The 23,457-nt window shown below is 34.6% G+C and carries 19 protein-coding genes and 3 pseudogenes; 18 read left to right on the forward strand and 4 right to left on the reverse strand.

Annotated features, from left to right (window positions below; translation table 11 throughout):
- Positions 1-503: 503 nt before the first annotated feature.
- The 7 genes from G6Q10_RS09595 to G6Q10_RS09625 all read left to right on the forward strand — a co-directional run bounded on the left by G6Q10_RS09595 (position 504) and on the right by G6Q10_RS09625 (position 7,444).
- Positions 504-1,793 carry a toxin Cry1Ac domain D-VI-related protein gene (locus G6Q10_RS09595; RefSeq protein ID WP_163655482.1) on the forward strand — a complete coding sequence of 430 codons (1,290 nt, stop codon included), beginning with the start codon at positions 504-506 and terminating at the stop codon, positions 1,791-1,793.
- Between the two features lie 249 nt (positions 1,794-2,042).
- Positions 2,043-3,026, forward strand: a complete 984-nt coding sequence (locus G6Q10_RS09600) for a linear amide C-N hydrolase (RefSeq protein ID WP_163655484.1) — start codon at positions 2,043-2,045, stop codon at positions 3,024-3,026.
- A 166-nt stretch (positions 3,027-3,192) separates the two neighbouring features.
- The gene (locus G6Q10_RS09605) at positions 3,193-3,990 is read left to right on the forward strand and encodes a peptidylprolyl isomerase (RefSeq protein ID WP_163655852.1); all 798 of its coding nucleotides are present in this window, start codon (positions 3,193-3,195) and stop codon (positions 3,988-3,990) included.
- 111 nt (positions 3,991-4,101) lie between these two features.
- Complete coding sequence (locus G6Q10_RS09610) at positions 4,102-5,136, forward strand: glycoside hydrolase family 3 protein (RefSeq protein WP_163655486.1); 1,035 nt, start codon at positions 4,102-4,104, stop codon at positions 5,134-5,136.
- A 109-nt stretch (positions 5,137-5,245) separates the two neighbouring features.
- Positions 5,246-5,749 carry an RNA polymerase sigma factor SigV gene (locus G6Q10_RS09615; RefSeq protein WP_163655488.1) on the forward strand — a complete coding sequence of 168 codons (504 nt, stop codon included), beginning with the start codon at positions 5,246-5,248 and terminating at the stop codon, positions 5,747-5,749.
- A complete protein-coding gene (locus G6Q10_RS09620) occupies positions 5,736-6,602 on the forward strand; it encodes an anti-sigma-V factor RsiV (RefSeq protein WP_163655490.1) in 867 nt (288 codons plus the stop codon). The genes G6Q10_RS09615 and G6Q10_RS09620 overlap by 14 nt, the downstream gene beginning before the upstream one ends.
- 14 nt (positions 6,603-6,616) lie before the next feature.
- Entirely contained in the window at positions 6,617-7,444 is an 828-nt protein-coding gene (locus G6Q10_RS09625) for a polysaccharide deacetylase family protein (protein WP_163655492.1), read from the forward strand.
- Between the two features lie 182 nt (positions 7,445-7,626).
- Here the strand turns inward: G6Q10_RS09625 and G6Q10_RS09630 are convergent, their stop codons facing one another.
- Together G6Q10_RS09630 and G6Q10_RS09635 are read right to left on the reverse strand one after the other, a co-directional pair.
- Positions 7,627-8,082, reverse strand: coding sequence for an ImmA/IrrE family metallo-endopeptidase (locus G6Q10_RS09630; RefSeq protein WP_163655854.1), 456 nt, complete (start codon positions 8,080-8,082; stop codon positions 7,627-7,629).
- Positions 8,083-8,088: 6 nt separating this feature from the next.
- Positions 8,089-8,415, reverse strand: coding sequence for a helix-turn-helix domain-containing protein (locus tag G6Q10_RS09635; protein ID WP_163655494.1), 327 nt, complete (start codon positions 8,413-8,415; stop codon positions 8,089-8,091).
- A gap of 172 nt (positions 8,416-8,587) precedes the next feature.
- Between G6Q10_RS09635 and G6Q10_RS09640 the strand changes: the two genes are divergently transcribed.
- Positions 8,588-8,917, forward strand: a complete 330-nt coding sequence (locus tag G6Q10_RS09640) for a hypothetical protein (protein WP_163655496.1) — start codon at positions 8,588-8,590, stop codon at positions 8,915-8,917.
- Between the two features lie 71 nt (positions 8,918-8,988).
- Positions 8,989-9,588 (forward strand): short chain dehydrogenase, encoded by a 600-nt coding sequence (locus tag G6Q10_RS09645; RefSeq protein ID WP_163655498.1) that lies wholly within the window; start codon positions 8,989-8,991, stop codon positions 9,586-9,588.
- Positions 9,589-9,722: 134 nt separating this feature from the next.
- Here G6Q10_RS09645 and G6Q10_RS09650 read toward each other — a convergent pair whose 3' ends face one another.
- Positions 9,723-11,231 (reverse strand): IMP dehydrogenase, encoded by a 1,509-nt coding sequence (locus tag G6Q10_RS09650; protein ID WP_163655500.1) that lies wholly within the window; start codon positions 11,229-11,231, stop codon positions 9,723-9,725.
- Between the two features lie 117 nt (positions 11,232-11,348).
- Between G6Q10_RS09650 and G6Q10_RS09655 the strand changes: the two genes are divergently transcribed.
- A complete protein-coding gene (locus G6Q10_RS09655) occupies positions 11,349-12,704 on the forward strand; it encodes a glycosyl hydrolase family 28-related protein (RefSeq protein ID WP_197914094.1) in 1,356 nt (451 codons plus the stop codon).
- 97 nt (positions 12,705-12,801) lie between these two features.
- Positions 12,802-13,551: a carbonic anhydrase gene (locus G6Q10_RS09660; protein WP_163655502.1), complete on the forward strand. Its 750-nt coding sequence runs from the start codon at positions 12,802-12,804 to the stop codon at positions 13,549-13,551.
- A gap of 253 nt (positions 13,552-13,804) precedes the next feature.
- Here G6Q10_RS09660 and G6Q10_RS09665 read toward each other — a convergent pair whose 3' ends face one another.
- Positions 13,805-14,089, reverse strand: coding sequence for a hypothetical protein (locus G6Q10_RS09665; protein ID WP_163655504.1), 285 nt, complete (start codon positions 14,087-14,089; stop codon positions 13,805-13,807).
- Between the two features lie 205 nt (positions 14,090-14,294).
- Here G6Q10_RS09665 and G6Q10_RS09670 point away from each other — a divergent pair, with 205 nt between their 5' ends.
- From G6Q10_RS09670 to G6Q10_RS09685, 7 genes and pseudogenes are all read left to right on the forward strand, one after another.
- On the forward strand, positions 14,295-16,418 hold the full coding sequence (locus G6Q10_RS09670) for a MucBP domain-containing protein (protein WP_163655506.1): 2,124 nt from the start codon (positions 14,295-14,297) through the stop codon (positions 16,416-16,418).
- Positions 16,419-16,814: 396 nt separating this feature from the next.
- A pseudogene (locus G6Q10_RS10185) lies at positions 16,815-19,265 on the forward strand (glycosyl hydrolase family 18 protein); the annotation flags it as partial.
- A 42-nt stretch (positions 19,266-19,307) separates the two neighbouring features.
- Positions 19,308-20,243 (forward strand): annotated as a pseudogene (locus G6Q10_RS10190) (glycosyl hydrolase family 18 protein); the annotation flags it as partial.
- Between the two features lie 51 nt (positions 20,244-20,294).
- A pseudogene (locus G6Q10_RS10195) lies at positions 20,295-20,780 on the forward strand (fibronectin type III domain-containing protein); the annotation flags it as partial.
- Positions 20,781-20,828: 48 nt separating this feature from the next.
- Positions 20,829-21,158 carry a carbohydrate-binding protein gene (locus G6Q10_RS10200; protein ID WP_370519546.1) on the forward strand — a complete coding sequence of 110 codons (330 nt, stop codon included), beginning with the start codon at positions 20,829-20,831 and terminating at the stop codon, positions 21,156-21,158.
- Between the two features lie 234 nt (positions 21,159-21,392).
- Positions 21,393-22,157, forward strand: a complete 765-nt coding sequence (locus G6Q10_RS09680; RefSeq protein ID WP_163655510.1) for a LytR/AlgR family response regulator transcription factor — start codon at positions 21,393-21,395, stop codon at positions 22,155-22,157.
- Entirely contained in the window at positions 22,154-23,431 is a 1,278-nt protein-coding gene (locus tag G6Q10_RS09685; RefSeq protein WP_163655512.1) for a GHKL domain-containing protein, read from the forward strand. Before G6Q10_RS09680 ends, G6Q10_RS09685 begins: the two co-directional genes overlap by 4 nt.
- Positions 23,432-23,457 lie beyond the last annotated feature (26 nt).

Raw genomic sequence — 23,457 nt, forward strand, 5'->3', positions numbered from 1 at the left:
GTCTACTTATTTTTATTGCGTCGCTCTTCTAATATGTACTTGAAAAACGCAACCAACTACAATCGGCGCAATAAAACTGGAAAATAGTATTACCACTGACGAACGTTCGCCAAGGGTAGACGACGGTTTTATTATGCCATTTCTTCTAAATAGAGCCTAACTATTTAATAAAGAATAAACATGCTAACGGTCTGAAGTATTGAGCATTTTTTTTGCTGACATTTGTTAAAATATTTAAATCTTAAAAGTGACGAATTTCTGGAAATAGCAAATCAATGAATAAATTATATACAAGAATAACGCAATAAAAAACTTTTTATTGTTAATAACAAACCCAAAAAGAAGCAAACAAGCTGATAAAATTAGCTTTTGTTTGCTTCTTTTTTGTTACATATAAACAGTACAAACTCTTTGAATAAACTATTCATAATAGGGTAAAAAAGGATATATCAAAAATATTGTGATTAATATTTTGTACCCTAAAAAAGGAGCTGATTTATCAAATGAAGAAAAAAAGAGGTATTTATATAGCTATTACTGTATTTATTATTTTAATCGCTGCTGTATCGTTTGGAGCATTTAAACACCAAGAGCAAGTGGAGGCGCATAAAACGGGTTTGAAAAAAGAAAAATCACTCGAACAAAATGCAAATATCGCAGTAAGTCAGTTGTTTGCAAATAAAGATGAAAAAATATTAAGTGATTCTTATTCACAAGAAAATGCGAGCAAAGCACAAAAACTAACAAGTGAACTGAAAAATAAACAGCATAAAAACGAATTAATAAATTCCATCAAAAAAGCAGCTAAACTACATAAGCGTGTACAGGATTCACAGAAAACAGTAGCAGCATTGTTTAAAAACGAAAAAAAACAAGAATTGGCCAATAATATCACACAAAAAACCATTAATAATGCGAAAATACAAGTGGAAAAACATACTCCTCAAAAACTAGTCGAAACAAAGCTAAGTAAAGATATTAAAATTGCTTATACATTATTAACCAAAAAGCCAAAAGATACTGAAACGCAAGGAACAGTAAAAGAATCTAACCAGAATAAACAAGCCATTACCTCAAATGATCAAAAAAATTCAGCAAAGCAAAGTAGTGGGGGCAGGGAACAAAACACTGCACAGAATAGCACAACACAAAACAATACTAAAAAAAGTGGGAATGTTTCTCCTTCAAGTACTAAAGAAAAAAATAACGCAAATCAACCAATTGTTGCCAAAATGAATCTTGCAAGTCGGACAAGTCAAATCATCACAGTTGTAGCAAGTGGTTCCACTGCAAACGTGAAATTTTGGCAAAAATCAGGTTCAAATTGGCACCAAGTATTTTCAACTTATGGCCAAGTTGGATCACAAGGTGTAGGAGCTGCAGATGAATACCATTCAAGGACACCACGTGGCGCTTATTCTCTAGGTTTTGCTTTTGGAACAAGTAATCCTGGTACTTCATTATCCTTTAGGCATATTACCAATCGTTCTTATTGGATCAGTAATGTGAAGGACCCGCAGTACAATACATGGCAAGAGCGTCATTCTTCAAATAAAGCTGATGAGCATATGGCAAGTTATCCAACTCAGTATAAATATGGTGTAGTCATTAACTATAATACTACCCGTGTAAAAGGGAGAGGATCAGGCTTTTTCTTACACTGCTCAAATGGTGCAGCAACGGCTGGCTGTGTGGCTATACCGACATCAAATATGCGACAAGTATTGCAACAATTGCATCCAGGTGCGTTTATTGTTAATGTAACAAGTGAACGAGAATTACTAAATTATTAATCATAAATTGTGCCCTGAAAAAAATCCAATTTTTTCAGGGCACAATTTTGTTTTCATTGAAAGCGGTCTGGAAATGCAACAGTGAACCACATAAAAATGATAAAAATCCGTTTTAATACATTTTTTTGCGATATTGTGTTATTATCAGAAAGTAAAGAGATTATTAAATACTAATTCTGTCAATTTGCTTCTTGCGCGCATTATTAAGCAGTTTGACGAAAAAAATTCAGAAAAGGAATGAGTGTACTTATGTTATGTTCTAATATCACATTGAAATCACAAGAAGGAAATATGTATTGGTCGCGAACATTAGATAACTACTTTGATCCTAACACCGAAATAAAATCGATACCTAAAAATTATGAAATGAAGGGCCAAAGTGCCACGTGGAAAACTAAATATGCTTTTTTAGGAGCTTCAGTCCCTGACACAGACCTATATTTTGACGGTATGAATGAGACAGGGCTAATTGGTGGGCTCTTTTACTTAGAAGAATGCGAGTGGGATTCAAGAGAAAAGATTATTGCGCGTGATAAAACGCCTCTTTTTGGTGAAGAATTCGTAGCTTGGATCCTTAGCCAGTATAGTACAATTGATGAAATTGCTGAAGCCGTTGAAAAAATCGCTTTAGTTGATGAAAAATATCTTGATACTCTCCAAGTAGCCTCGCATTACTGTTTTGTGGATAAAGATCAACGGCATATTGTACTTGAACCTGTAAAAAATGGAGATTTTATAATTCATAAGGATACAATGGGAATTATGACAAACAGTCCTACTTATGAATGGCATTTAGATAATCTTCGTAACTATATGGAATTAACTGATTATAACCGCAGTGAGACCAAAGTGATTCGCGGCCAAGAAGTAGAACAAATTGAATCTGGTTCTGGCTTACAAGGGTTACCAGGAGATTATACATCTCCAAGTCGTTTTATCCGTGCCGCATATTTAAGTGAATTTGTTGATACGCCGACAGATAAAGAAGCCATCATTCGCTTATATAATGTAACAAAGAGTGTCATGATTGCGCCAGGATGGGAGAAAGTCGATCATACAAGTAATACGAGTGACTATAATGTTTATTGGTCAGCTTATGATCAAGCAAACTTAACCATCTATGTGAATCCTTCCGATACAAATACATTTACTAAAGTTAAGCTAGATAATACAATTACTGAAATCAAGACTTTAGAAATCTCACACGAAAATTCATATTATGTAGGAAAATAAAGCTGTAAACGGATCTTTCCTTATATAGTCATGAAATTCACATAAAAATATTATAATTTTATCATTATATATACCTTGTTTTTCTGTTTTTATTATGGAATAATTAAGGTAACTAATAAACTATATAAGGAGAGAATAAAAAGTGAGAAAACTATTTTTAGCATTTATGTGCGCAAGTGTTTTATTAGTATTGGCATCATGCGGGAATGGCGATATTATCGCTAAAACGGATGCTGGTAATATTACGAAAGAGGATTTATATAAAACAATGAAAGAGAGCTCTGGGAATCAATTTCTCCAACAAGCGATCATTCAAAAAGTTTTAAACAAGAAATATAAGGTTTCTGATAAAGAGGTGCAAGCTTTAACAGACCAATATAAGCAACAATACGGTGGACAATATCCCGAAGAGCAGCTTAAGAATAGCGCTAAAACTAATCTTTTAGTTCAAAAAGCAACGGAAAATTACATTGGTGTGAACGATAAGAAATTAAAAGAGTACTACAAAACGTGGAAGCCTAAAATTACGGTTTCACATATTTTAGTCAAAGATGAAAAAACAGCTAAAGAAGTAGAGAGCAAATTAAAAGATGGTGACAAATTTGCAGACCTTGCTAAAAAATACTCCACAGATACGTCAAATAAAGATGATGGTGGGAAATTAAAAGAATTTGGCCCAGGCGAAATGGAACCAGAGTTTGAAAAAGCTGCCTATGCTCTTAAAAAAGAAGGCGACATCAGCGAACCTGTCAAAACCAAATACGGATACCATGTCATCAAGCTGGATAAACTTGGTCAGAAAACAACTTTTGAAAAAGACAAAGAACAAGTTAAAAAAGACTATCTTGCAAGTAAAATGAACCAAGAAACACAAACCAAAGCAATTGCAAAAGAAGTAAAAGCTGCTAATGTCAAAATTGAAGATAAAGATTTAAAATCTGCATTAGACGGAATAACTAAATAAAAGAAGAATACTCGGTAGCTTTTAGAGCTGCCGAGTATTTTTTGTATAAAAACAGTTTATGACTCAAATTTCTTAGGTTATAATTAAAGCGGTATGAGGAGGACTTTTAAAATGTATGATGATCATCAAATCAATCACCAAATTGAGCAAATGACCTTAACTGAAAAAATTGGCCAAATGTTTATCTCACGAACCGTAATCAATCAAGAAAAAATGTGTAGTGATATTGCCACATATCATTTAGGTGGACTTGTTTTATATGATGAAGATCTAACAGGCGAAAATTCAACAACGTTAAAAGAGAAAATAACAAAATTTCAATTAAATGCTAAAATCCCATTACTTATAGGAATTGATCAAGAAGGTGGAATGGTCTCAAGATTAACTAACCATCCAGCTATTATTGGTGAAGAGACCTTTTCTTCTCCACAAGAGATCTATAATGAAGCAGGAATAAATGGAACGGTCACTGAGGCAAAAAAAGTAGCGGCTCTTTTGAGGGATTTACTAATAAATTGGAATTTTGCACCTGTTGCGGATGTCACACCTATGACCAGCAGTTATATTTATAAAAGAACACTTGGGCAAGATTATCATGTAACCGCTGACTATATTAAGAAAGTAGTCCCTGCTTGGCAAAAACATGTGGCTGCAACACTCAAGCACTTTCCCGGGTACGGGTCAGCGATTGATACACATCAAGATTTTGCGATCAACAATAAAGCGCTAATACAATTAGAAAAGCAAGATTTACTACCTTTTAAAGCAGGAATTGTAAGCGGTGTCTCTGCAATCATGGTCAGCCATGTTTTATTTGAAAAAATGGATTCTGAATACCCTGCTTCATTATCTCCAAAAATAATAACCGATTTGTTACGTAAAAAATTAGGATTTAATGGCGTGATTATCACGGATTCGCTAGATATGGAAGCCATTGTAAAATTCTCTCTAAAACATCCAACTGTTCCGACTGATATGATGGCAATTCTAGCAGGAGCTGACTGTATCATGAATAACGATTATGAAAGTGCTATTCCACTTATAAAAAAAGCAGTCCAAAAAAAGCAAATAACTGAAACAGAAATTGATCAACATGTATTTCGTATTTTAAAGCTTAAATCCACATTAGGCGTTATGATTTTATAAAATAAGGAAGTATCATTTTAAAGTTTGTTTTTTTTAAATAAAAAAACAAACTTTTTCAAGAGTTCATCCGTCTAATTAGTATACATGTATTTTGGGGAGGCTATTTTGAATGAAAGAAGATATGGAGGAATGCTTCTTAGAATGTATTGCGGAATACAAAGATGATTTTTACCGGTTAGCATTTAGCTACGTTAAAACACAAACTGACGCTCTTGATATCATACAAGAGTCAATCCAAAAAGCGTTGCTGCATTTAAATTCAATCAAAAAAAAAGAAGCAATAAAAAGTTGGTTTTATAAAATTGTTGTTCGAACATCGCTTGACTTTTTAAGAAAAAAGAAAAAAGTAACATTAATGGACCATGAAACCATGGGGAACTTGAATACCTATACAGAAGATCAATATGAAAATATTGATTTAAAAGAGGCATTAGAACGATTGCCAACAAAATATAAAACCGTGATTATTCTACGTTATTTTGAAGAGCTTTCCCTCCAAGAAATATCCTATATTATCAATCGAAATTTAAGTACTACAAAAACAAGATTATACAAAGCACTCAAATTATTACGGCTAGATATTAGCGAGGAGGATTTGCATGAATCGAAATGAGTCTTTTGAAAAAATGCGTCAAGAATATAAAATGATACCTATTCCAAGCGAGTTAGACCAAATTATTTATCAAGCAAAGCAAATGAAGAAAAAGAGGGAAAAGAAATATTTTTTTAAATGGGGAGGCTTAGCGCTTCCAGTCTGTATCGCCATTTTTCTTACGATGGTTTCAACAAATGAACCATTAGCCCGCGCAATGCTTAATGTTCCTGTATTAAAAAATATCGTTGGTATTATTACCGGGCAAAATTATCAAGAAAAAACAGCTAGCACAAATGCAACGGTTAAAACACCAAAATTAAAAGGTCTTCAAGATAAAACATTTGAAGATGAAATTAATCATTCTTATATCCAAACGGGTAATGCTTTATTTGCTAAATATAAAAAATACGTCAATGAAAATGGTACAAATTATTCTGTTGCGAGTGATTTTAAAGAAGTGACTAACACCAACAGGCTCCTTGCGATTAAACTAACTATTGAAGAAGTAAGAGCTAGCAGTTATGTAGAAAATCAATATTTAACCATTGATAAAGAAAAACAACAGTTAATTACTTTAAATAGACTCTTTAAAAATGAAGATTATCTCCAATTCATTCAACAAAGTATTAAAAAACAAATGAACGCAGAAACAAAGAAAGATCCCCAAAAGGTTTATTTGAAAGGGAAAGAACTCGAATCGGTTTTAACTGCTAAAAATTTAAGTAAGAAGTTTTATATTACGAATCAGAATAAATTAGTGATTTCTTTTAGCACTTATGAAGTAGCACCAGGATATATGGGGGCAGTGGAATTTCAAATTCCAACGCAAGATATTGCTAGTGCTTTAACGAATCATGATTATATTAAATAAAGGAGGAATAAAACATGCGCAAAAAAAAGTTGAAATTCCGAGATCTTTCTGTCGTTATTGTCATGGTCGTTGTCACGCTTGGCTTAGGTATTTTCTTAGGTAATGGCCTTTTTACTGATGCAAAAGTCCTTCAAGAAGAGAATCAACCACAAAAAGTCACTCAATCAAAAAAGATAGTCCAACCCCAAAAAATGGAACCAAAAGCTGCGATACCTCCAAAAATTGATGGAAAAACAGTCTTTCTAACTTTTGATGATGGACCAACAGTGTACTTAAACCAGTTCATTGATGTTTTAAAACAAGCAGAAGTTCCAGCAACATTCTTTTTTGTTGGGAAAAATATCAATAATCTAGATCAGAATACGGCAAAAAGACTTGCAGATAAAGACTTTAGCTTAGGTTTGCATAGTTATACGCATAATTCAAAGTTACTTTACCGAGCCAACAACCCTACCTTTATTCCAGAAATGAAGCAAGCGCAACAAGTGTTAAAAACAAAAACGGGTATAACAACCAATCTTATTCGAGCATCTTATGGAAGTACGTATTTAAGTAACCAGCAGTATCAAGAAGTGAAAAAAGCAGGATTCAAATTATTAGACTGGAATATTGATAGCAATGATTGGCGCTATAAAAACGATTCAAATGGAGTGATTGAATCAGTAATGACTCAAGTTGACAAAAAGAAAAATAGCAACCAACCCCTTGTTATTTTATTCCATGAAAGAAAAAATACATTACAAGCACTGCCAACAATTATCCAACAATTAAAAGCAAAAGGCTACACATTTCAACCATATTTTGAAAAGACCGCTTTTCAAGAATGCTTTAAGGAACGTTGACTTTTTGAGAAAATGAGAGGGATAGACATGAAGAAATTTAGCTGTTTTATTGTAACTTGTCTCATTATTAGTGTATTTGTATTATTGTTCTTATGGTTTGAAAGCCGAGTTGTAACGTTAGAGGATTTTAGAGCTGTCAAATCAACCCTTTTATCAGTATATCCTATGGGGAGACTGACTTTTTAAGGCAGTTTGCGATAAATGTCAATGGTCTTGTTAAAGTTGATATAATAACATTGATATTCATACATCAAACCATACTTCTCCCGATAATAGGCGATTGTTTTTCTTAAAAATTCTTCTGTTATTCCTAAATAGTCAGCTACTTCAAAATATTCATGGTAGCCTTCATAAAAGCAAGAGATGATTTTTTCTAAAGGAATAAGCGTCTCGTAACCGCGACGCCTTGCGAAATTTTCTTGCTTTATGTTGGCTGCTTCAGTTTGATTAATAATGTCGCCAGCAGTATATTTCCAGTGCATCAGTTCTTCAATTAAAATACAACTTTTTTCAGCATTTGTTTTTTTTCGATCAATAAAAATCGTGTTTTGTAAAAATAAACCAGGAAGCTTAGCTGGCATTTCTTCTTCTTTAATTACTACTTTATCTTGGTATTCATTCATCAATTCATCATACATCATTTTTCACTCCCCCCGATGGAGCTTTTTTTTCATTTCAATATAGGCTAAAATATCACGCATTTCTTCATCTGTTACGTTATCATCTAAATGAGCAGCAATCGTTAGCAACCGTTCATTTTTATTCCGAGGTGGAAAAAATTCATCTAATTGTTTGTCAAAGAGAGTAGCTAACGCATATAATACATCTTGATTAACCTTACGATCGCCAGTTTCATAGCGACTAATAGTTTGTCGTGTTGTTCGCAGCCTAGTAGCTAATTCTTCTTGACTGATTTTTCGCTCTTCCCGGAATTTGCGAATTTGCTTTCCTATAAATTTGTAGAGTTCCATTATTTTAGTTCTACCTTTCTTTTATATTGCTAACAGTATAGCACTTTAGTTGCCAATTTGGAACTTATTGATCTCTTTTAAGGATAAAATTGTTTCATTGTCACCTAATTGGTGCTATAATTTGTATATAAAAAATCAGTGCCTAGATATTTACGGGAGATATAGCACCGATATGGTAACGGATGAGGTGGAAAAATTGTTAAAACGAACGCTATTAAAAAGATGTCAACTTAATCTTTTACAAAAGCTTGAACAAGATATATCTTTAGATGAACGGGAAAGGCTGTTGTTACAACTTGAATGGCTCGAAGCGTTAGGAGATCGACAAAAAGGATTGTTAACAGCCGATCAGAAATTATTGCTTTTTAGCACACAAGAATATCAAAAATGTAAGCAAACAAAAACAGATCAAGAAATCTATGAAAATATTGGCGTTTCCAGGCGTAGTTTTTATTTATGGAAGAGGCAAAAAGGCTTGTTAACTCGAAAAAAAGCAAAGTAAGCAGGGGGCGCTCCTTTTCTAGCTGGATTTGTTATACTAAATGTATAACAAAAAAATGTGAGGTGTTGAAGATGAAAGTTTTATTAGTGGGAGCTTCAGGAACGCTTGGTAGCGCGATTCTGGAACGATTAAATAAAAAAGATGAAGTCATTACAGCGGGACGACATAGTGGTGATGTGCGCGTTGATATTACATTGGTTGATAGTATTCGTGAAATGTATAAAACAGTTGGGCAAGTGGATGCAGTGATTAGTGCAACAGGTGCTGCGGTATTTTCACCAATCAGCGAGCTTACGCCGGAGAAAAATAGTCAAACGATACAAAGTAAATTAAGTGGACAAATTAATCTTGTTTTGCTTGGACAAGATTATGTGCGAGATGGGGGTAGCTTTACTTTGACAACTGGGATTATGATGGAAGATCCAATTCGGCAGGGGGCTTCAGCAGCGATGGCTAACGGCGCGGTTGCAGCTTTTGCTAAATCAGCAGCCATTGAAATGCCTCGTGGAATTCGTATTAATACAGTTAGTCCTAATGCTTTAGAAGAATCGTGGGAAGGTTTGGAGGCCTTTTTTGAAGGATTTGAGCCTGTTTCTGCTAAACGAGTTGCTAAAGCGTTTGAAAAAAGCGTACACGGAGCACAAACTGGACAAATGTATCGGGTTTATTGATAAACAAAATCACTTGGCGACAAGCGCTCACATTGAAGAAGATTGCTAGACGTCTAGCAATCTTCTTCAATACAAATGCTCACACTCAATCGAAATCTATTTTTTAAATCGCATGATGTCCCAGAGTTATTTGCTTATTTCATTAAATTGTTAGAAGCATCTTTTATCACAACATCATGTGCTCCACCTTCAACGATTGAAGTTGCAGAAACAAGTGTGATTTTTGCTTTTTGTTGTAATTCAGGGATTGTTAAAGCGCCACAATTACACATTGTTGAACGAACTTTATTTAAGCTGATTGCAATATTGTCTTTAAGTGAACCAGCGTAAGGAACGTAAGAATCAACGCCTTCTTCAAAAGAAAGTTTTTTATCGCCTCCTAGATCGTAACGTTGCCAGTTGCGTGCGCGGTTAGCTCCCTCGCCCCAATATTCTTTCATATATGTGCCATTGACATTGACTTTATTTGTTGGACTTTCATCAAATCGGGAAAAATAGCGACCTAACATAATAAAGTCGGCACCCATTGCAAGTGCTAAAGTCATGTGATAATCATAGACAATACCACCATCAGAACAAATTGGAATATAAATACCTGTTTCAGCAAAATACTCGTCACGTGCTTTAGCAACGTCAATAACAGCTGTTGCCTGACCACGTCCAATACCTTTTTGCTCGCGTGTAATACAAATCGAACCACCGCCAACACCAACTTTGACAAAATCGGCTCCAGCTTCTGCTAAAAATCTAAATCCATCACGATCGACAACATTACCTGCCCCTACTTTAACGGAATCACCATAATGTTCGCGAATGAAGGTTAGTGTCTGCTTTTGCCATTCTGTGAAGCCTTCTGAGGAGTCAATACATAAAACATCGGCCCCAGCTTCAATTAGAGCCGGAACGCGTTCCATATAATCGCGAGTGTTAATCCCTGCGCCGACTACATAACGCTTGTTGTTGTCTAGTAATTCTAATTGATTTTCTTTATTTGAATCATAATCTTTACGGAAAACCATGTAAACAAGGTGTCTGTTTTCATCAACAAGAGGAAGTGCATTTAATTTGTTATCCCAAATCATATTGTTAGCTTCTTTTAGTGAAGTAGATTTATCTGCAGTGACTAATTTTTCAAAAGGTGTCATGAAACTTTCTACTTTTTCGTCTAAATTCATACGAGTTACTCGGTAATCACGGCCTGTTACGATCCCAAGTAATTTACCATGTTCTGTACCATCGTCTGTAACGGCCATTGTGGAGTGTCCTGTTTTTTCCTTTAATGAAATGACATCGGCTAAAGTTTGTTCAGGACGAATGTTGGAATCACTAATAACGAAACCAGCTTTATAATTTTTTACGCGTGCTACCATTGTTGCTTCGCTTTCAATGGACTGAGAACCATAGATAAAGGAGACGCCGCCTTCTTTTGCAAGCGCAATGGCCATATTGTCATCAGATACGGCTTGCATAATTGCGGAAACAAGGGGGATATTCATTGTGATTTCAGGTTCTTCACCTTTTTTAAATTTAACAATAGGTGTTTTTAAGTTGACACGAGTTGGAATCGCTTCTTTAGATGAATACCCGGGAACAAGTAAAAACTCGCTAAAAGTGCGAGAAGGCTCTTCGAAATAAAACGCCAATACGAACACTCCTTTTATTATTTTTCCTATAATTATTTCAGTAACAGTACGGATTGTCAATGGGGAAATAGGGTAATTAAAGAAAAGATAACATAAAATGTAAGGAGGTGCAGCAAATTGGAGTTGAAAAATGGGATTTCGGCAAGGATTGCTGAATATTTCCCTATTTATCCGCTTAAAATAAATGAAGAAGTCAAAAAGACAGATGAGTTATTTTTTCAGCTTCCTGTTACCCGTTTGTTTAAAACACAGAAAACATTAAAGGGTTATGTCCGAGGTAAAAAAGACTTTAGCTTTATGAATCATGTTTTTATCGATGAAAATTTTAATATAAAAACAACATTTACGGATTTATTAAAGGAAAGATTAACCGAACTCAACAAAGATATCCAAACCGTTAACGTGTTAGATTATGGAGCTATACCTGATGGGAAAACGGATTCTACACTTGCTTTTCAAAAAGCTATTTTAAGAGGAAATAGGAAAGTGATCATTCCGGCGGGAGAATACGTTGTGCGAGGGTTAACTGTTCCTTCTCATACAGAATTAATTGGTGCTGGAAGTGATGTTGTAAAATTAACAATGCACCCTAATGAACCTAAGCGAAAACAATTATTAAGAAACAGGCATCTTTTTTTAGGAGACCGAGCAATAATTATTCAAGGAATGACGCTTGATTGGAATATTGAGCGATTTGGTCGCGATGAACGGAGCGCTACTGGAGGTATTGCTTCAAGTGGCATTACCCTTGCACATGTGGCATTTGCTTTAGTGCGCGATATGAAAATTATTGATCCAGGACTACATGGCGTGGATGTTACATCCGCTTATTATAGCTACGGTGGTGATGGGACGAGATCTCGGTTTTCTAGTCGCTTTATCTGGATTGATCAAGTAGAGGCGAGCGGTTTTGGCGATGATGGGATTACAACGCATCATAGTGATTCTATTTTAATTTCAAATTGTTATTTGCACCATCCAAGTGGACGAGCGCATCAAACAGGTTTTTCTAACTCTAATGGAATTGAAGTAGACGATGGAACAGAACATTGTGTGCTTATGAATAATCTGACAGAAGGTTGTTTTGGTGGTGTCGAAATCAAAGCACATGAAAAAAGTTCAGCGGCATCAGATACACAGATTGTTGGGCATTTGTCACATTTTGACAATCGTTCCTTTAACTTTAGACATATTGGACATCATCAAGGTAAAGATTGCGATACTCGATCGGCGCTAGGTATTCGTGCCACCTTTTTAGTAGCAATATCGCCTACTAAAACACCACTTTATTTAAAGTCTGAACCGCGTGCATTGGTTGTTTCCGCTTATAATAAAGTAGTAATTCATCATTTATTTAGCGATATTGGAAAAATTGCTATTCAGTACCGGGCAAGGTCTGTACGATTAGTTGATGTAAAAACAACAGGTAAAATAAAAATCAGCAAAAATACAGTGAATGTTGGAATTTTATAACTGTAATTAATGCTTTGGACACATTTTATCTACAGCTTTTTTTCGCGGTGTTCATTATAATTATGCTGTACAAAAATTTGAAGGGAAGACGAAGTAAATGAAAAAAACCGGTTTAATTGCAGCATCTTTAATGGCAACCTCGCTATTATTTGCAGGTTGTTCTAACAACACTGATGTTAAAGAAGACAAAAAGAAAGAAACAAAAAAAGAGGAGGTAGACTATAGCAAGCAGGATAAATGGGATTTTGAGTCAGGGAAAACTCAATCACCAATCAATATTGATACAAACAAAACAGAGAAAATGACGGACGAAGGAAAAATAACACTAGATTATAATGATATTCCAATTGATGAAGTAGATAATGGTCATAGCATTCAAGTTGATGACACTGGAAAAGCTAAAATTGATGGGCGTCAGTTTGAATTAAAGCAATTTCATTTTCACGCAAAAAGTGAACATACAATAGATGGAAAACATTTTCCAATTGAAGCCCACTTTGTCAATCAAGAACAAGATGGGCGTATTGCTGTTATTGGAGTCTTCTTTAAAGAAGGTAAAGAAAATGCTGGTTTCCAAGAAGTGTTAAATAATATTAAAAAAGGCAAAAAAGCTAACGTTTCTGGCAAGATCGATGTAGAACAAATGCTGCCAGCAAATAAAACGTACTACCATTATTTAGGCTCACTTACAACACCACCACTTTCTGAAAATGTAGAGTGGTATTTAATGAAAACACCAATTGAAGTCTCAAGTGAGCAAATTGCAACATTCAATAAATATTATGATGGCAATAACCGCAAAATCCAGCCACTTAATGGACGTAAAGTTTTAGAACATCAGGAATAAGTTAGTTAATTAGCAATGGAATACTAATGTAAATAAATCGAACAAAAGCGGCTCAATAGTCTGTTAAAAGCTATTGAGTCGCTTTCGTTCGATTTATTTTGTTTCGTCTATTGATGTTGTAGATAACCTTGGATTAAAGATGTATCAGCCTTAGCTTCAAGTTTGTGCATTAGTGTGACAAAATTGAATAATGCTTCTTGCGATGGAAGAAAACGCCTGGTTTGAATTTGCTGAAACAAGTACTCAAAAATGGCTACAAATAAATAATTACATTGTGAAATAAGCTCTGCAGAGGAGTCTTAATATCTTTTGCATCTTCACCGTAATGATATAAAGTGCTAGTATTTAGATACCCATGATCTAGGCTGCTTTCTATTTTATGAAATAGCCATAGAACTGTTTCTTTTTTTCTTATTAAGTATTCAGGGTACTCCTTGCGAAGTGCGTATTCTTCGGATCTCATGTAATAAGTAGAAAACCAGTAATCAACAATTTTTGTATCTTCGTTTCTCAAAAAATAAAGGATTTGTTTGACCATTAAATTTTTTCCCCTCCCTTTGTGTGTATGTTCTTTCATTATAAAATACAGTAAAAAAAGATGAAAGGATGATTACTTATAAAATTCCAAAATAAGCAAAGAAATTACAAATGTAATCAAGTCATATTTAAATGTAATTTACCCTTAAGCAGAAATAGTTTAACATAGTGACGAGCTTAAAAATTGAGTAAAGGGGAACACGACATTGAAAAAATTAACTTCACGTATAGGACTAATACTTGTAATTATTTTTGCGAGCTTAAATATTGTAAGTAATAATACTGTAAAAGCAAACGAAATATCCGATATTCCTGATTGGGCAACTTCATATATGACAGATGACGATAGCAATGTCTATGCTCCAGGAAGTAAGGTTGATATTATTGAAACCAATGGTGAAGCTGAATTTACGCTTCATACAAAAAAAGATTGGACCTTCGAGTCTAGTGGTGATGGAAAAATTTCATTATCACCAAGCAGTGGCTCAGCAGGAGAAACAAGAATTAAAATAAGAGGCGAAAAAGTCGGTAATGTATCCATGCAAATTATAATGCCAGGTACTGCCAATGATACGTACACTGTTGATGTAAAAGTAGCAGCTCAAAAAGGTCAAGTGGCTATTCATTATATTGACGAGAATGGCCATAAATTGGCAGACGACGATACATTAGAAGGCATTGTTGGTGATCCTTATAAAAGTACTGTAAAAAATATTTTAGGATACAGATTAAAGACTACAGAGGGAGAAACTGAAGGCAGTTTTTCTGCTGAGACAAAAGAAATTAATTATGTTTATACAAGTGACATTGTCAACTTACCAAAAAGTAAGGTTGTCGTTCATTACAACAATGAAGAAAAAAAACAATTAGCAGCAGATGAAACGTTAACTGGTTCTATTGGTGAATCTTATAAGAGTGAACAAAAATTAATCCGTGGCTATCATTTGAAAGAAATAAATGGCTCAGAAGAAGGTCGTTTTACTGCTGAAACACAAGTAGTAGAATACGTTTATGCGAAAGATAGACCACCTTTAGTAGAAGGCGATGTTGTCACGCACTATGAAGATGAAAAAGGTCATCAAATAGCAAAAGACGAAGTAATCGAAGGTAAAATCGGCGCAGCTTATCAAACAACACCTGAAAATATTGTAGGGTACTACTTAAAGGATGTTAAAGGTGAAGAGGCTGGTAACTTTAGGATATCAGAACAAGAAGTCACTTATGTTTATACAAAAGATATACTACCCGTTATCGATGGTAAGGTAGTTGTGCATTATGAAGATGAAGAAGGTTATCAAATAGAAACAGATGAAGTGATCGAAGGCAAAGTTGGTGAGCCTTATGAAGTTTCACCTAAAAACATCTTAGATTATCACTTAAAAGATGTTAAAGGAAATGAAAAAGGTAATTTTACGATGGCAGAACAAGAAGTCACATATATTTATACAAAAGAAATGCCACCAACTGTCGAAGGCGAGGTAACCACGCATTACAAAGATGAAGAAGGCCATAAAATAGCAGAAGATAAAGCCGTAAAAGGCAAAATTGGTGAATCTTATAAAACAAGTCCTGAAAATATATTAAATTATCACTTAAAAGATGTTGAAGGCGAAGAAACGGGCAATTTTACGATAGCAGAACAAGAAGTCACCTATATTTATACAAAAGAAATGCCACCAATCGTCAATGGACAGGTCAGCGTTCATTATCAAGATGAAAACGGTGTGAAATTATCAGCAGATGAAACTTTAGAAGGCAAAGTAAATGATCCATATAAATGCGAACCAAAAATAATTCCAGGTTACGAACTAAAAGAAGTTGCTGGAGAGCAAACGGGTCATTTTACAGCTGCAAAACAAGAAGTTAAATACATCTACGCAAAAGAAATGCCAGTCACTTCTAATGGAAAAGTCATCATTCGCTACGAAGATGAGCAAGGTAAGAAATTAGCAGAAGATAAAGTTTTAGAAGGCGAAGTTGGCGAAGCATATAAAAGTGAGCGCCAAACGATTGCTGATTATAAGTTAAAAGAAGTTAAAGGACATGAAACAGGTGTATATACTACAGCTAAACAAGAAATAATCTATGTTTATACAGCGATTAAAGCGCCTGGAACCTCTAATAAGGCTGAGAATACAGATGAGAAACTACTACCATCTAAACCAACAAGTATCTTAACTTCTAATAAGGCAATCAAACAAATTTTAAAGCAGAAAGTTAAACCAGTACAAAAAGATAAATTACCGAAAACGGGTGATCAAACAAGTTTATACCTATCCTTACTTGGTGTGCTGATCTTAGGCTTACTAGGACTCAGAATCATTAAGTAATTTAAATAGATAAAAAGCGGCTTTTATTCCATTTAAAAGTCGCTTTTGCATATGAACGGATAAAATGCGCATTAAAAAAGTCTAATTTAATACTTAAATGTTTTGAATTTGAACTTAAATGTCATTCTCGCTGTTAAAAGATCCTGTATTATAACTTATGTGAACACGGTCTCGAATAAAATATTCAGATGAGACAGGTATTTCATAAATAAAAATGGAAAAAGGAGAAAAGATAAGGTGAAAGCAAAAAAAGTGAGCGCAGTATTAGCGGCTGTTATTTCTTTACAAGCATTTACATCTCCAGTTTATGCAGCAGGGGACATTACACCTGTTAAAGAAAGCAAAACACAAGTCAGCGCAAAAAAAACAAAACAAAGCCCGGCTTATCATAACGTTATGTATTATGGAGATTGGTCAATTTGGGAAGGACAAGGAAAGTTTTATCCAAAAGATATTCCCGCTGAGCAATTAACACATTTAAATTTTTCTTTCATGGATTTTGATGGAAATGGTGATTTCCAATTTACAGATAAAGGAGCAGCACTTGACGCTGACACAAAAGATGGTTCTGGCTGGAGTCGAATTAATTCAGGTGTTTTAAATTCACTACAAGAATTACGAGTTAAAAACCCTAATTTGAAGCTAGGTGTATCTATTGGTGGTTGGTCCAAGTCCGGAGAATTCTCAGAAGTTGCTAAAGATCCTAAGAAAACGGAGAATTTTGTTAACAATGCTTTAAAATTCATTAAATATATGAATATGGACTTTGTTGACATTGACTGGGAATATCCCGGAATGGTGCGTCCTGGTGATACAGTAGATAATGTAAATGATGAAGGTACTCCTAATGCTACTAAAGAAGATAAAGAAAACTATATTAAATTGCTAACCAAGCTAAAAGAAGGTTTAAACAAGCAAGGTACAGAATTAAATAAAGATTATGAATTATCTGTCGCTCTTGCAACTTCTCAAAGCACGCTACAAACCAGTGTAGACACAAAAAAACTCTTTAATGTAGTTGATTTTGCCAACGTCATGACTTATGACATGCACGGAGCATGGGAAGGTCAAAGTGGACACCAAACAGGCTTATATTCTAATCCTAAAAACCCAACAGCAAATGATAAACTATCTATCGATGAAACGGTTAAATATTTAGAAAATGATGGTGCCCCTTCTGAAAAAATCATTATTGGTGCAGCTTTCTATACTCGTGGATGGAATAAAGTAGAAGAAGGAAAAGATGCAGAGCATCCTGGACTTTTCCAACCTGCTACAAAGAATTTCCACGATGCAGATGGTTCCCTTACCTATGGAACAGTGAATGATGTTCCAATTAATCCAGGTTCAGGTGGTCGTGCAGCTGGCGTTTGGGCTTATCGTAATATTGATAAGTTGAAAACGGAAGTGCCTGGCTTAACTGAATATTGGGATGATACAGCAAAAGCTCCATATTTATACAGTAAAGAAACAGGACAATTTTTCTCTTATGATAATGTAAGATCAGTAAAAGCAAAAGCTGATTATGTAAAAGAGCATCACTTAGGTGGAATGATTTCTTGGATGCAATCCCAAGATAAACCAAGTCAAAGTGGTTCTGAGAAGCGTGATGAATTAACAACTGCAATTAAAACAGAATTATTAGGAACAAGTGCTTTACCAGCTAATTCACTTTCTTCTAATAAATTAGATGTTACAGCTTCAATTGAAACAACTATACCACAAGAAACATGGGATTCCTCTTCTTATACAATTACAATTAAAAATAATGAGAAATTAAATGAATCTGCTAATAATGAAGTTTTAAGTTCTACTGAAAAAGTGGCTAAAACAGTTAAAGTTCCACAACTTAAGATTCAACTAGGCACAAATGAGCACCTTATTGCTGGTGGCGATGGCAAAGTAGGGTCAGTGGTACAAAACGGAAATATCGTTTCTGTTGATATTAGTGCACAATATGACTCTCAGTTTATTGAGCCAGGACAAAGCCTTACTTTTAAATTAAAAACAGATGCAAAAGAAAATGCTGACAACAAAAACTTTGCTAAAATGGATCTATCTCAGCATATGTATCGTTTAGGAAGTAGCACAAGTAGTGAATTAAGTTCACAAATCATCTATGGTTCAGAAGGCCCTTCCGAAAATCATGCACCAGTCTTAAAAGGTGTAGCTGATAAAACGATCCAAGTAGGTAGCAAGTTCGATGCAAAAGAAGGCGTAACAGCGACAGATAAAGAAGATGGCGATCTTACAGGTAAAATCGTTATTAGCGGCGACACAGTTAATACATCTAAACCAGGCAAATATACAGTAAAATACAGCGTAACCGATAAAGAAGGTTTAGAAACAAAACAAGAGCGCGCAATCACAGTTGAGAAAAAAGAAAATCATGCACCAGTCTTAAAAGGTGTAGTTGATAAAACAATCCAAGAAGGTAGCAAGTTCGATGCAAAAGAAGGCGTAACAGCAACAGACGAAGAAGACGGTGACCTTACAGATAAAATCGTTATTAGCGGTGACACAGTTGATACATCTAAACCAGGCAAATACACAGTAAAATACAGCGTAACTGATAAAGAAGATTTAGAAACAAAACAAGAGCGCGCAATCACAGTTGAGAAAAAAGAAAATCATGCACCAGTCTTAAATGGCGTAACAGATAAAACAATTGCTTTAAACAGCACATTCAATGCAAAAGACGGTGTAACAGCAACAGATGAAGAAGATGGTAACCTCACAGATAAAATCGTTGTTAGTGGCGATACAGTTGATACAACTAAAGCAGGTCGATATACAGTAACTTACACTGTTGAAGATAGCGCACATGCAACAACAACAAGATCATGCACAATTACTGTCCAAGACCCAGCAAATGATGCAGCAGATGAAATGGTTAACCCAACTGGAGACATAATGGTTGGCTACTGGCACAACTGGAAAGAAGGTTTCCGTGATGGTTATCAACAAGGTTCTTCTGCGAGCATGAAGCTTGATGAAATCAATTCTGCTTATAATGTTATTGATGTTTCCTTCATGAAAACCGAAGAAGGAGCAACTAGCCGAATTCCTACATTTGAGCCATACAACATGACCGATAAAGAATTCAGAAATCAAATCAGTAAATTAAACGAGCAAGGTAAATCTGTTTTACTTGCATTAGGTGGAGCAGAAGCACAAATCAGCCTGAAAAAAGGTGATGAAGACGCATTTGCTAAAGAACTTATTCGTCAAGTAGACACTTATGGTTTTGACGGATTAGACATTGATTTAGAACAAATTGCAATCACAGCTGCAGACAACCAAACAGTTATTCCAAAAGCACTTAAACAAGTAAAAGATCACTATGCAAAATTAGGTAAGAACTTCTTAATCACAATGGCACCTGAATTCCCTAATATGCGTACTGGCCAAAGCTATGTTAGTTATATTAATGCATTAGAAGGTTACTATGACTGGATTAACCCGCAACTTTATAATCAAGGCGGAGATGGAATCTGGGTTGACGGCTTGGGCAACTTGCAACAAAATAATGACGAAGTTAAAGAACAATTCTTATACTACATGAGTGATGCAATTATCAAAGGAAATGGCTACGCAGCTATTCCATCAGATAAATTAGTACTTGGTTTACCTGCAAATAATGATGCAGCTGGATCTGGTTATGTTAAAGATCCAACAGCAGTTTACAATGCGTATAATAAATTAGCCTTAGAAGGTAGACCTCTTAAAGGTATCATGACTTGGTCCGTAAACTGGGATAATGGGAAAGATAAGGATGGCAACACATACAACTGGGAATTTGCAAACCGTTATCGTGATCTAATTGATGGAAATCCAACACCACCAGGCGACACAACAAACCCATCAGCACCAGAAAACCTAAGAACAACTGAAGTAACAAGCAACACAATCTCACTAGCATGGGATGAAGCAAAAGACGACGTTGCTATAAAAGAATATGAAGTTTACCGCAACAGTGAACCAATTAAAACAGTCAAAGGAACTTCATTTAAAGATACTGGTTTGAAAGCTGATACAACGTATGCATATTTCGTACGAGCAGTTGATACTAGTGGTAACAAGTCAATAACAAGTAAAATAATTACACCGCATACTGAAAAAGATTCTAGCAACACACCTGATACAGAAAGACCAACAGACCCAACAAATCTACAAGCTACTAAGGTAACTGCAACAGAAGTAAGCATGAAATGGGATGCTTCTAAAGATAACAACAAAGTAGCAGGATATAAAGTGTATAATCGTGACGGTAAAGAGATTGCAGATGTTACAAGCGGTACAACTTATACAGCTAAGAATTTAGAACCTGAAACAATCTATGCCTTCGCAGTTAGAGCTTATGATGAAGCAGGAAACTATTCTTCAGGAACAAGTAACTATATTTATGGACTGACAGAAAGCAAACCAGCAGATGGAGACTACCCAACTTGGGATAGCTCAAAAACATATCTTCTAGGTGATCGTGTCACTTATAAAGGCAAAAACTATGAAGCAAAATGGTGGGCTGGTGAACTAGATGTTCCTGGAGAAGGTACAAACAGTCCTTGGAAAGAACTCGTTCCTCCAGGCACAATTCCTGAATGGTCTGCAGATCAAAACTATCCAGCTGATTCCATTGTCACTTACAACGATAGAATTTACAAAGCAAAATGGTGGGCTAATGCAGGCGATATGCCAGGTAAAGAGCCTTGGATAGATATTACAGATATATCAAGATAATTATTCGTGAAAAAAGTAAAATCAAAAATGACTACACTGTATTTTTAAGTAATGCAGTGTAGGTATCTACATCTTATTCACAATAAATCGAGCGGAAGCGTTTGTACTTAAGGGTTTAATAAAATCTTTAAGTACGAGCGCTTGTCGCCGATTTATTTCATTTGTGTTCAAAATGCTTCTGTTTTTCTAGTGAAGAACTCGACATTAACGAAAGAAATCAAGGAGAAGACTAAATTGCTAAATGTATATATTTTAGAAGATCATTTCTTACATCGTGAATACTTAGGAAAGCATACAACTGAGATTCTAGAAACCTATTATAAGGATAAAAGTTATACGGTTAAACTTATCCAAGACTTGGACTGTTTTTATAAGCAAATGCAAATAAATGTGCAAAATAATGATGTTTTTTTAATTGATGTAGATTTTAATATGTATTTCAATGGAATTTCCTTAGCTGAAAAAATTAGAAATATAAACCGAGACTGTTTTATCATTTTTTGTACTGCTAATGCGTCAAGAAGTATGGAAGTGATTAATAAAAACATTATGCCAATGTATTATATTGTAAAAAATCCAGGTAGTGCTCTAACGATTGAGGCTCAATTAAAAACAGCATTGGAACTTGTTTATTTTGCTGTACTAGAACGCCATGCGAACGAAGGCAAATTATCATTTCAGTGGGGAGCTAACGTATTAACGGTTCTTTTAAGCGAACTTGTATTTATCAGCTCACTAAAAGGTCAACGAAAAAGCGTCCGGGTTGTCACCAAAAAAGGCGAATACATCGTTGGAAAATCTATTTCTCGCGTAAAAAATGAAATTCCCAAAAATTATCCTGATATTTATTGCGGCTTGAACTCTTATATTGTGAATACAAGAGCAATCAAATCAGTGAATCGTAGTGAAAATATTATTGTATTTACTAACGGATCAGAACTTTATGTCGGGACGCGAATCATTGATAAAATTAGGAACTACGTGGGGGGATTGGGATGAGTGCACTGTATATCTACATGTTCTTATTAGATGGGGTGCTATTTTCATTTGTTATCGGATATAAAAAGATGATTTTCATTAAAGATTTTTTGTTTTTTATGTTGCCCTACATCTGTATCTTCTTTTTGATTGATCACTTTCAGTTTTTGGTCGAACCCTTTTTACAGAAGGACATGGTTTTAGAGCTCTATTTTCTTTTGTTTTATTTAGTTATTGCACTTATTTTTTATAAAAATTTAAAATTATTGTTTGTAACATTAAGCATCATTGCTGTTTTATTTTCATTTAACTTTGTAACCAGGTTTATGACAATTGAAGTAGTAACTATTTTTAAAGTACAGTATCTATGGCAAATTATCCTTATTTTCCATATTTTCTTCATTAGTTTAGTTTTAATTTTAAAGTGGCTGGGCTACCGGCTAAATATTTTGGAGAATTTATTAACGATAAAACCAAAATATCAACGATTTAACTTTATTTTTATTCTTATTTTTCTTACATTTTCTTTTATTCAAATTCGTTATATTAATATGGAGCCTAACCAAGAATATTTTCTTTCTTGGGTTGTTATCCTTGTTTTTAGTAATTTATTTTTAATTGTCTATTTTGTTATTAGAAACGAAAAGCAGCGTAAAATCATTCAGAGCCAACTGCTTGAATTTCAGAAGCAAAAAGAAATCATCCAAAAAACAGATGCATTTAAACGAGATTATAAAGGGATTCTGCTTAGTTTAGTGAGTTATATTGAACAGGAAAAATGCGATGAAGCCCTAGACTATATTCAAAAACTAACACAATATGCTGAAAAAAGTTTGGAAGAAAACATTTACACAGAGATCTCAAAGATCACTTATTTCCCTGTTCAAGGATTGCTTTTAAAGAAAGTAGAAAGTATTCGTAGTCAAGGAGTTATAGTACAAGTAACCGTTGGGAATTATGTGAATGATATTGGAATTAATATTTTTGATTTTCTTCGCTTGCTTAATATTGTTATTGATAATGCTCTTGAAGCAGCTGTTGAGTCTGAAACACCTTTTATTGCGATTGAATTGGACTGTGCTCAGAGTAAATTAATGGTTAAAGTGATAAATAGTGTAAAAGAAGGGGCGATTGATTTTGAGAAAATTATGCGCAATCATTATACAACAAAACAAAATCATCGTGGTCGAGGATTACACATTATGAACCAAATCTGTAGTAGTTACCATAACCTATCTTACGGGGTTAGTGTTAAAGATAAATTCTTTAGCATCCACCTTTCTGTTGAGTTGTAAAAAATTAGGTTTTGCGGTAACCGAAA

The sequence above is a fragment of the Listeria sp. PSOL-1 genome (assembly GCF_902806445.1).
Classification (GTDB): domain Bacteria; phylum Bacillota; class Bacilli; order Lactobacillales; family Listeriaceae; genus Listeria.

What these genes read in the sequence shown, in the direction of transcription:
- G6Q10_RS09685 (WP_163655512.1), top strand. Translation starts at nt 22,154, where the DNA reads ATGAGTGCACTGTATATCTACATGTTCTTATTAGATGGGGTGCTATTT.
- G6Q10_RS09615 (WP_163655488.1), top strand. Translation starts at nt 5,246, where the DNA reads ATGAAAGAAGATATGGAGGAATGCTTCTTAGAATGTATTGCGGAATAC.
- G6Q10_RS09610 (WP_163655486.1), top strand. Translation starts at nt 4,102, where the DNA reads ATGTATGATGATCATCAAATCAATCACCAAATTGAGCAAATGACCTTA.
- G6Q10_RS09620 (WP_163655490.1), top strand. Translation starts at nt 5,736, where the DNA reads ATGAATCGAAATGAGTCTTTTGAAAAAATGCGTCAAGAATATAAAATG.
- G6Q10_RS09665 (WP_163655504.1), bottom strand. Translation starts at nt 14,089, where the DNA reads ATGGTCAAACAAATCCTTTATTTTTTGAGAAACGAAGATACAAAAATT.
- G6Q10_RS09600 (WP_163655484.1), top strand. Translation starts at nt 2,043, where the DNA reads ATGTTATGTTCTAATATCACATTGAAATCACAAGAAGGAAATATGTAT.
- G6Q10_RS09630 (WP_163655854.1), bottom strand. Translation starts at nt 8,082, where the DNA reads ATGTATGATGAATTGATGAATGAATACCAAGATAAAGTAGTAATTAAA.
- G6Q10_RS09625 (WP_163655492.1), top strand. Translation starts at nt 6,617, where the DNA reads ATGCGCAAAAAAAAGTTGAAATTCCGAGATCTTTCTGTCGTTATTGTC.
- G6Q10_RS09640 (WP_163655496.1), top strand. Translation starts at nt 8,588, where the DNA reads ATGGTAACGGATGAGGTGGAAAAATTGTTAAAACGAACGCTATTAAAA.
- G6Q10_RS09645 (WP_163655498.1), top strand. Translation starts at nt 8,989, where the DNA reads ATGAAAGTTTTATTAGTGGGAGCTTCAGGAACGCTTGGTAGCGCGATT.
- G6Q10_RS09660 (WP_163655502.1), top strand. Translation starts at nt 12,802, where the DNA reads ATGAAAAAAACCGGTTTAATTGCAGCATCTTTAATGGCAACCTCGCTA.
- G6Q10_RS09595 (WP_163655482.1), top strand. Translation starts at nt 504, where the DNA reads ATGAAGAAAAAAAGAGGTATTTATATAGCTATTACTGTATTTATTATT.
- G6Q10_RS09605 (WP_163655852.1), top strand. Translation starts at nt 3,193, where the DNA reads ATGTGCGCAAGTGTTTTATTAGTATTGGCATCATGCGGGAATGGCGAT.
- G6Q10_RS09635 (WP_163655494.1), bottom strand. Translation starts at nt 8,415, where the DNA reads ATGGAACTCTACAAATTTATAGGAAAGCAAATTCGCAAATTCCGGGAA.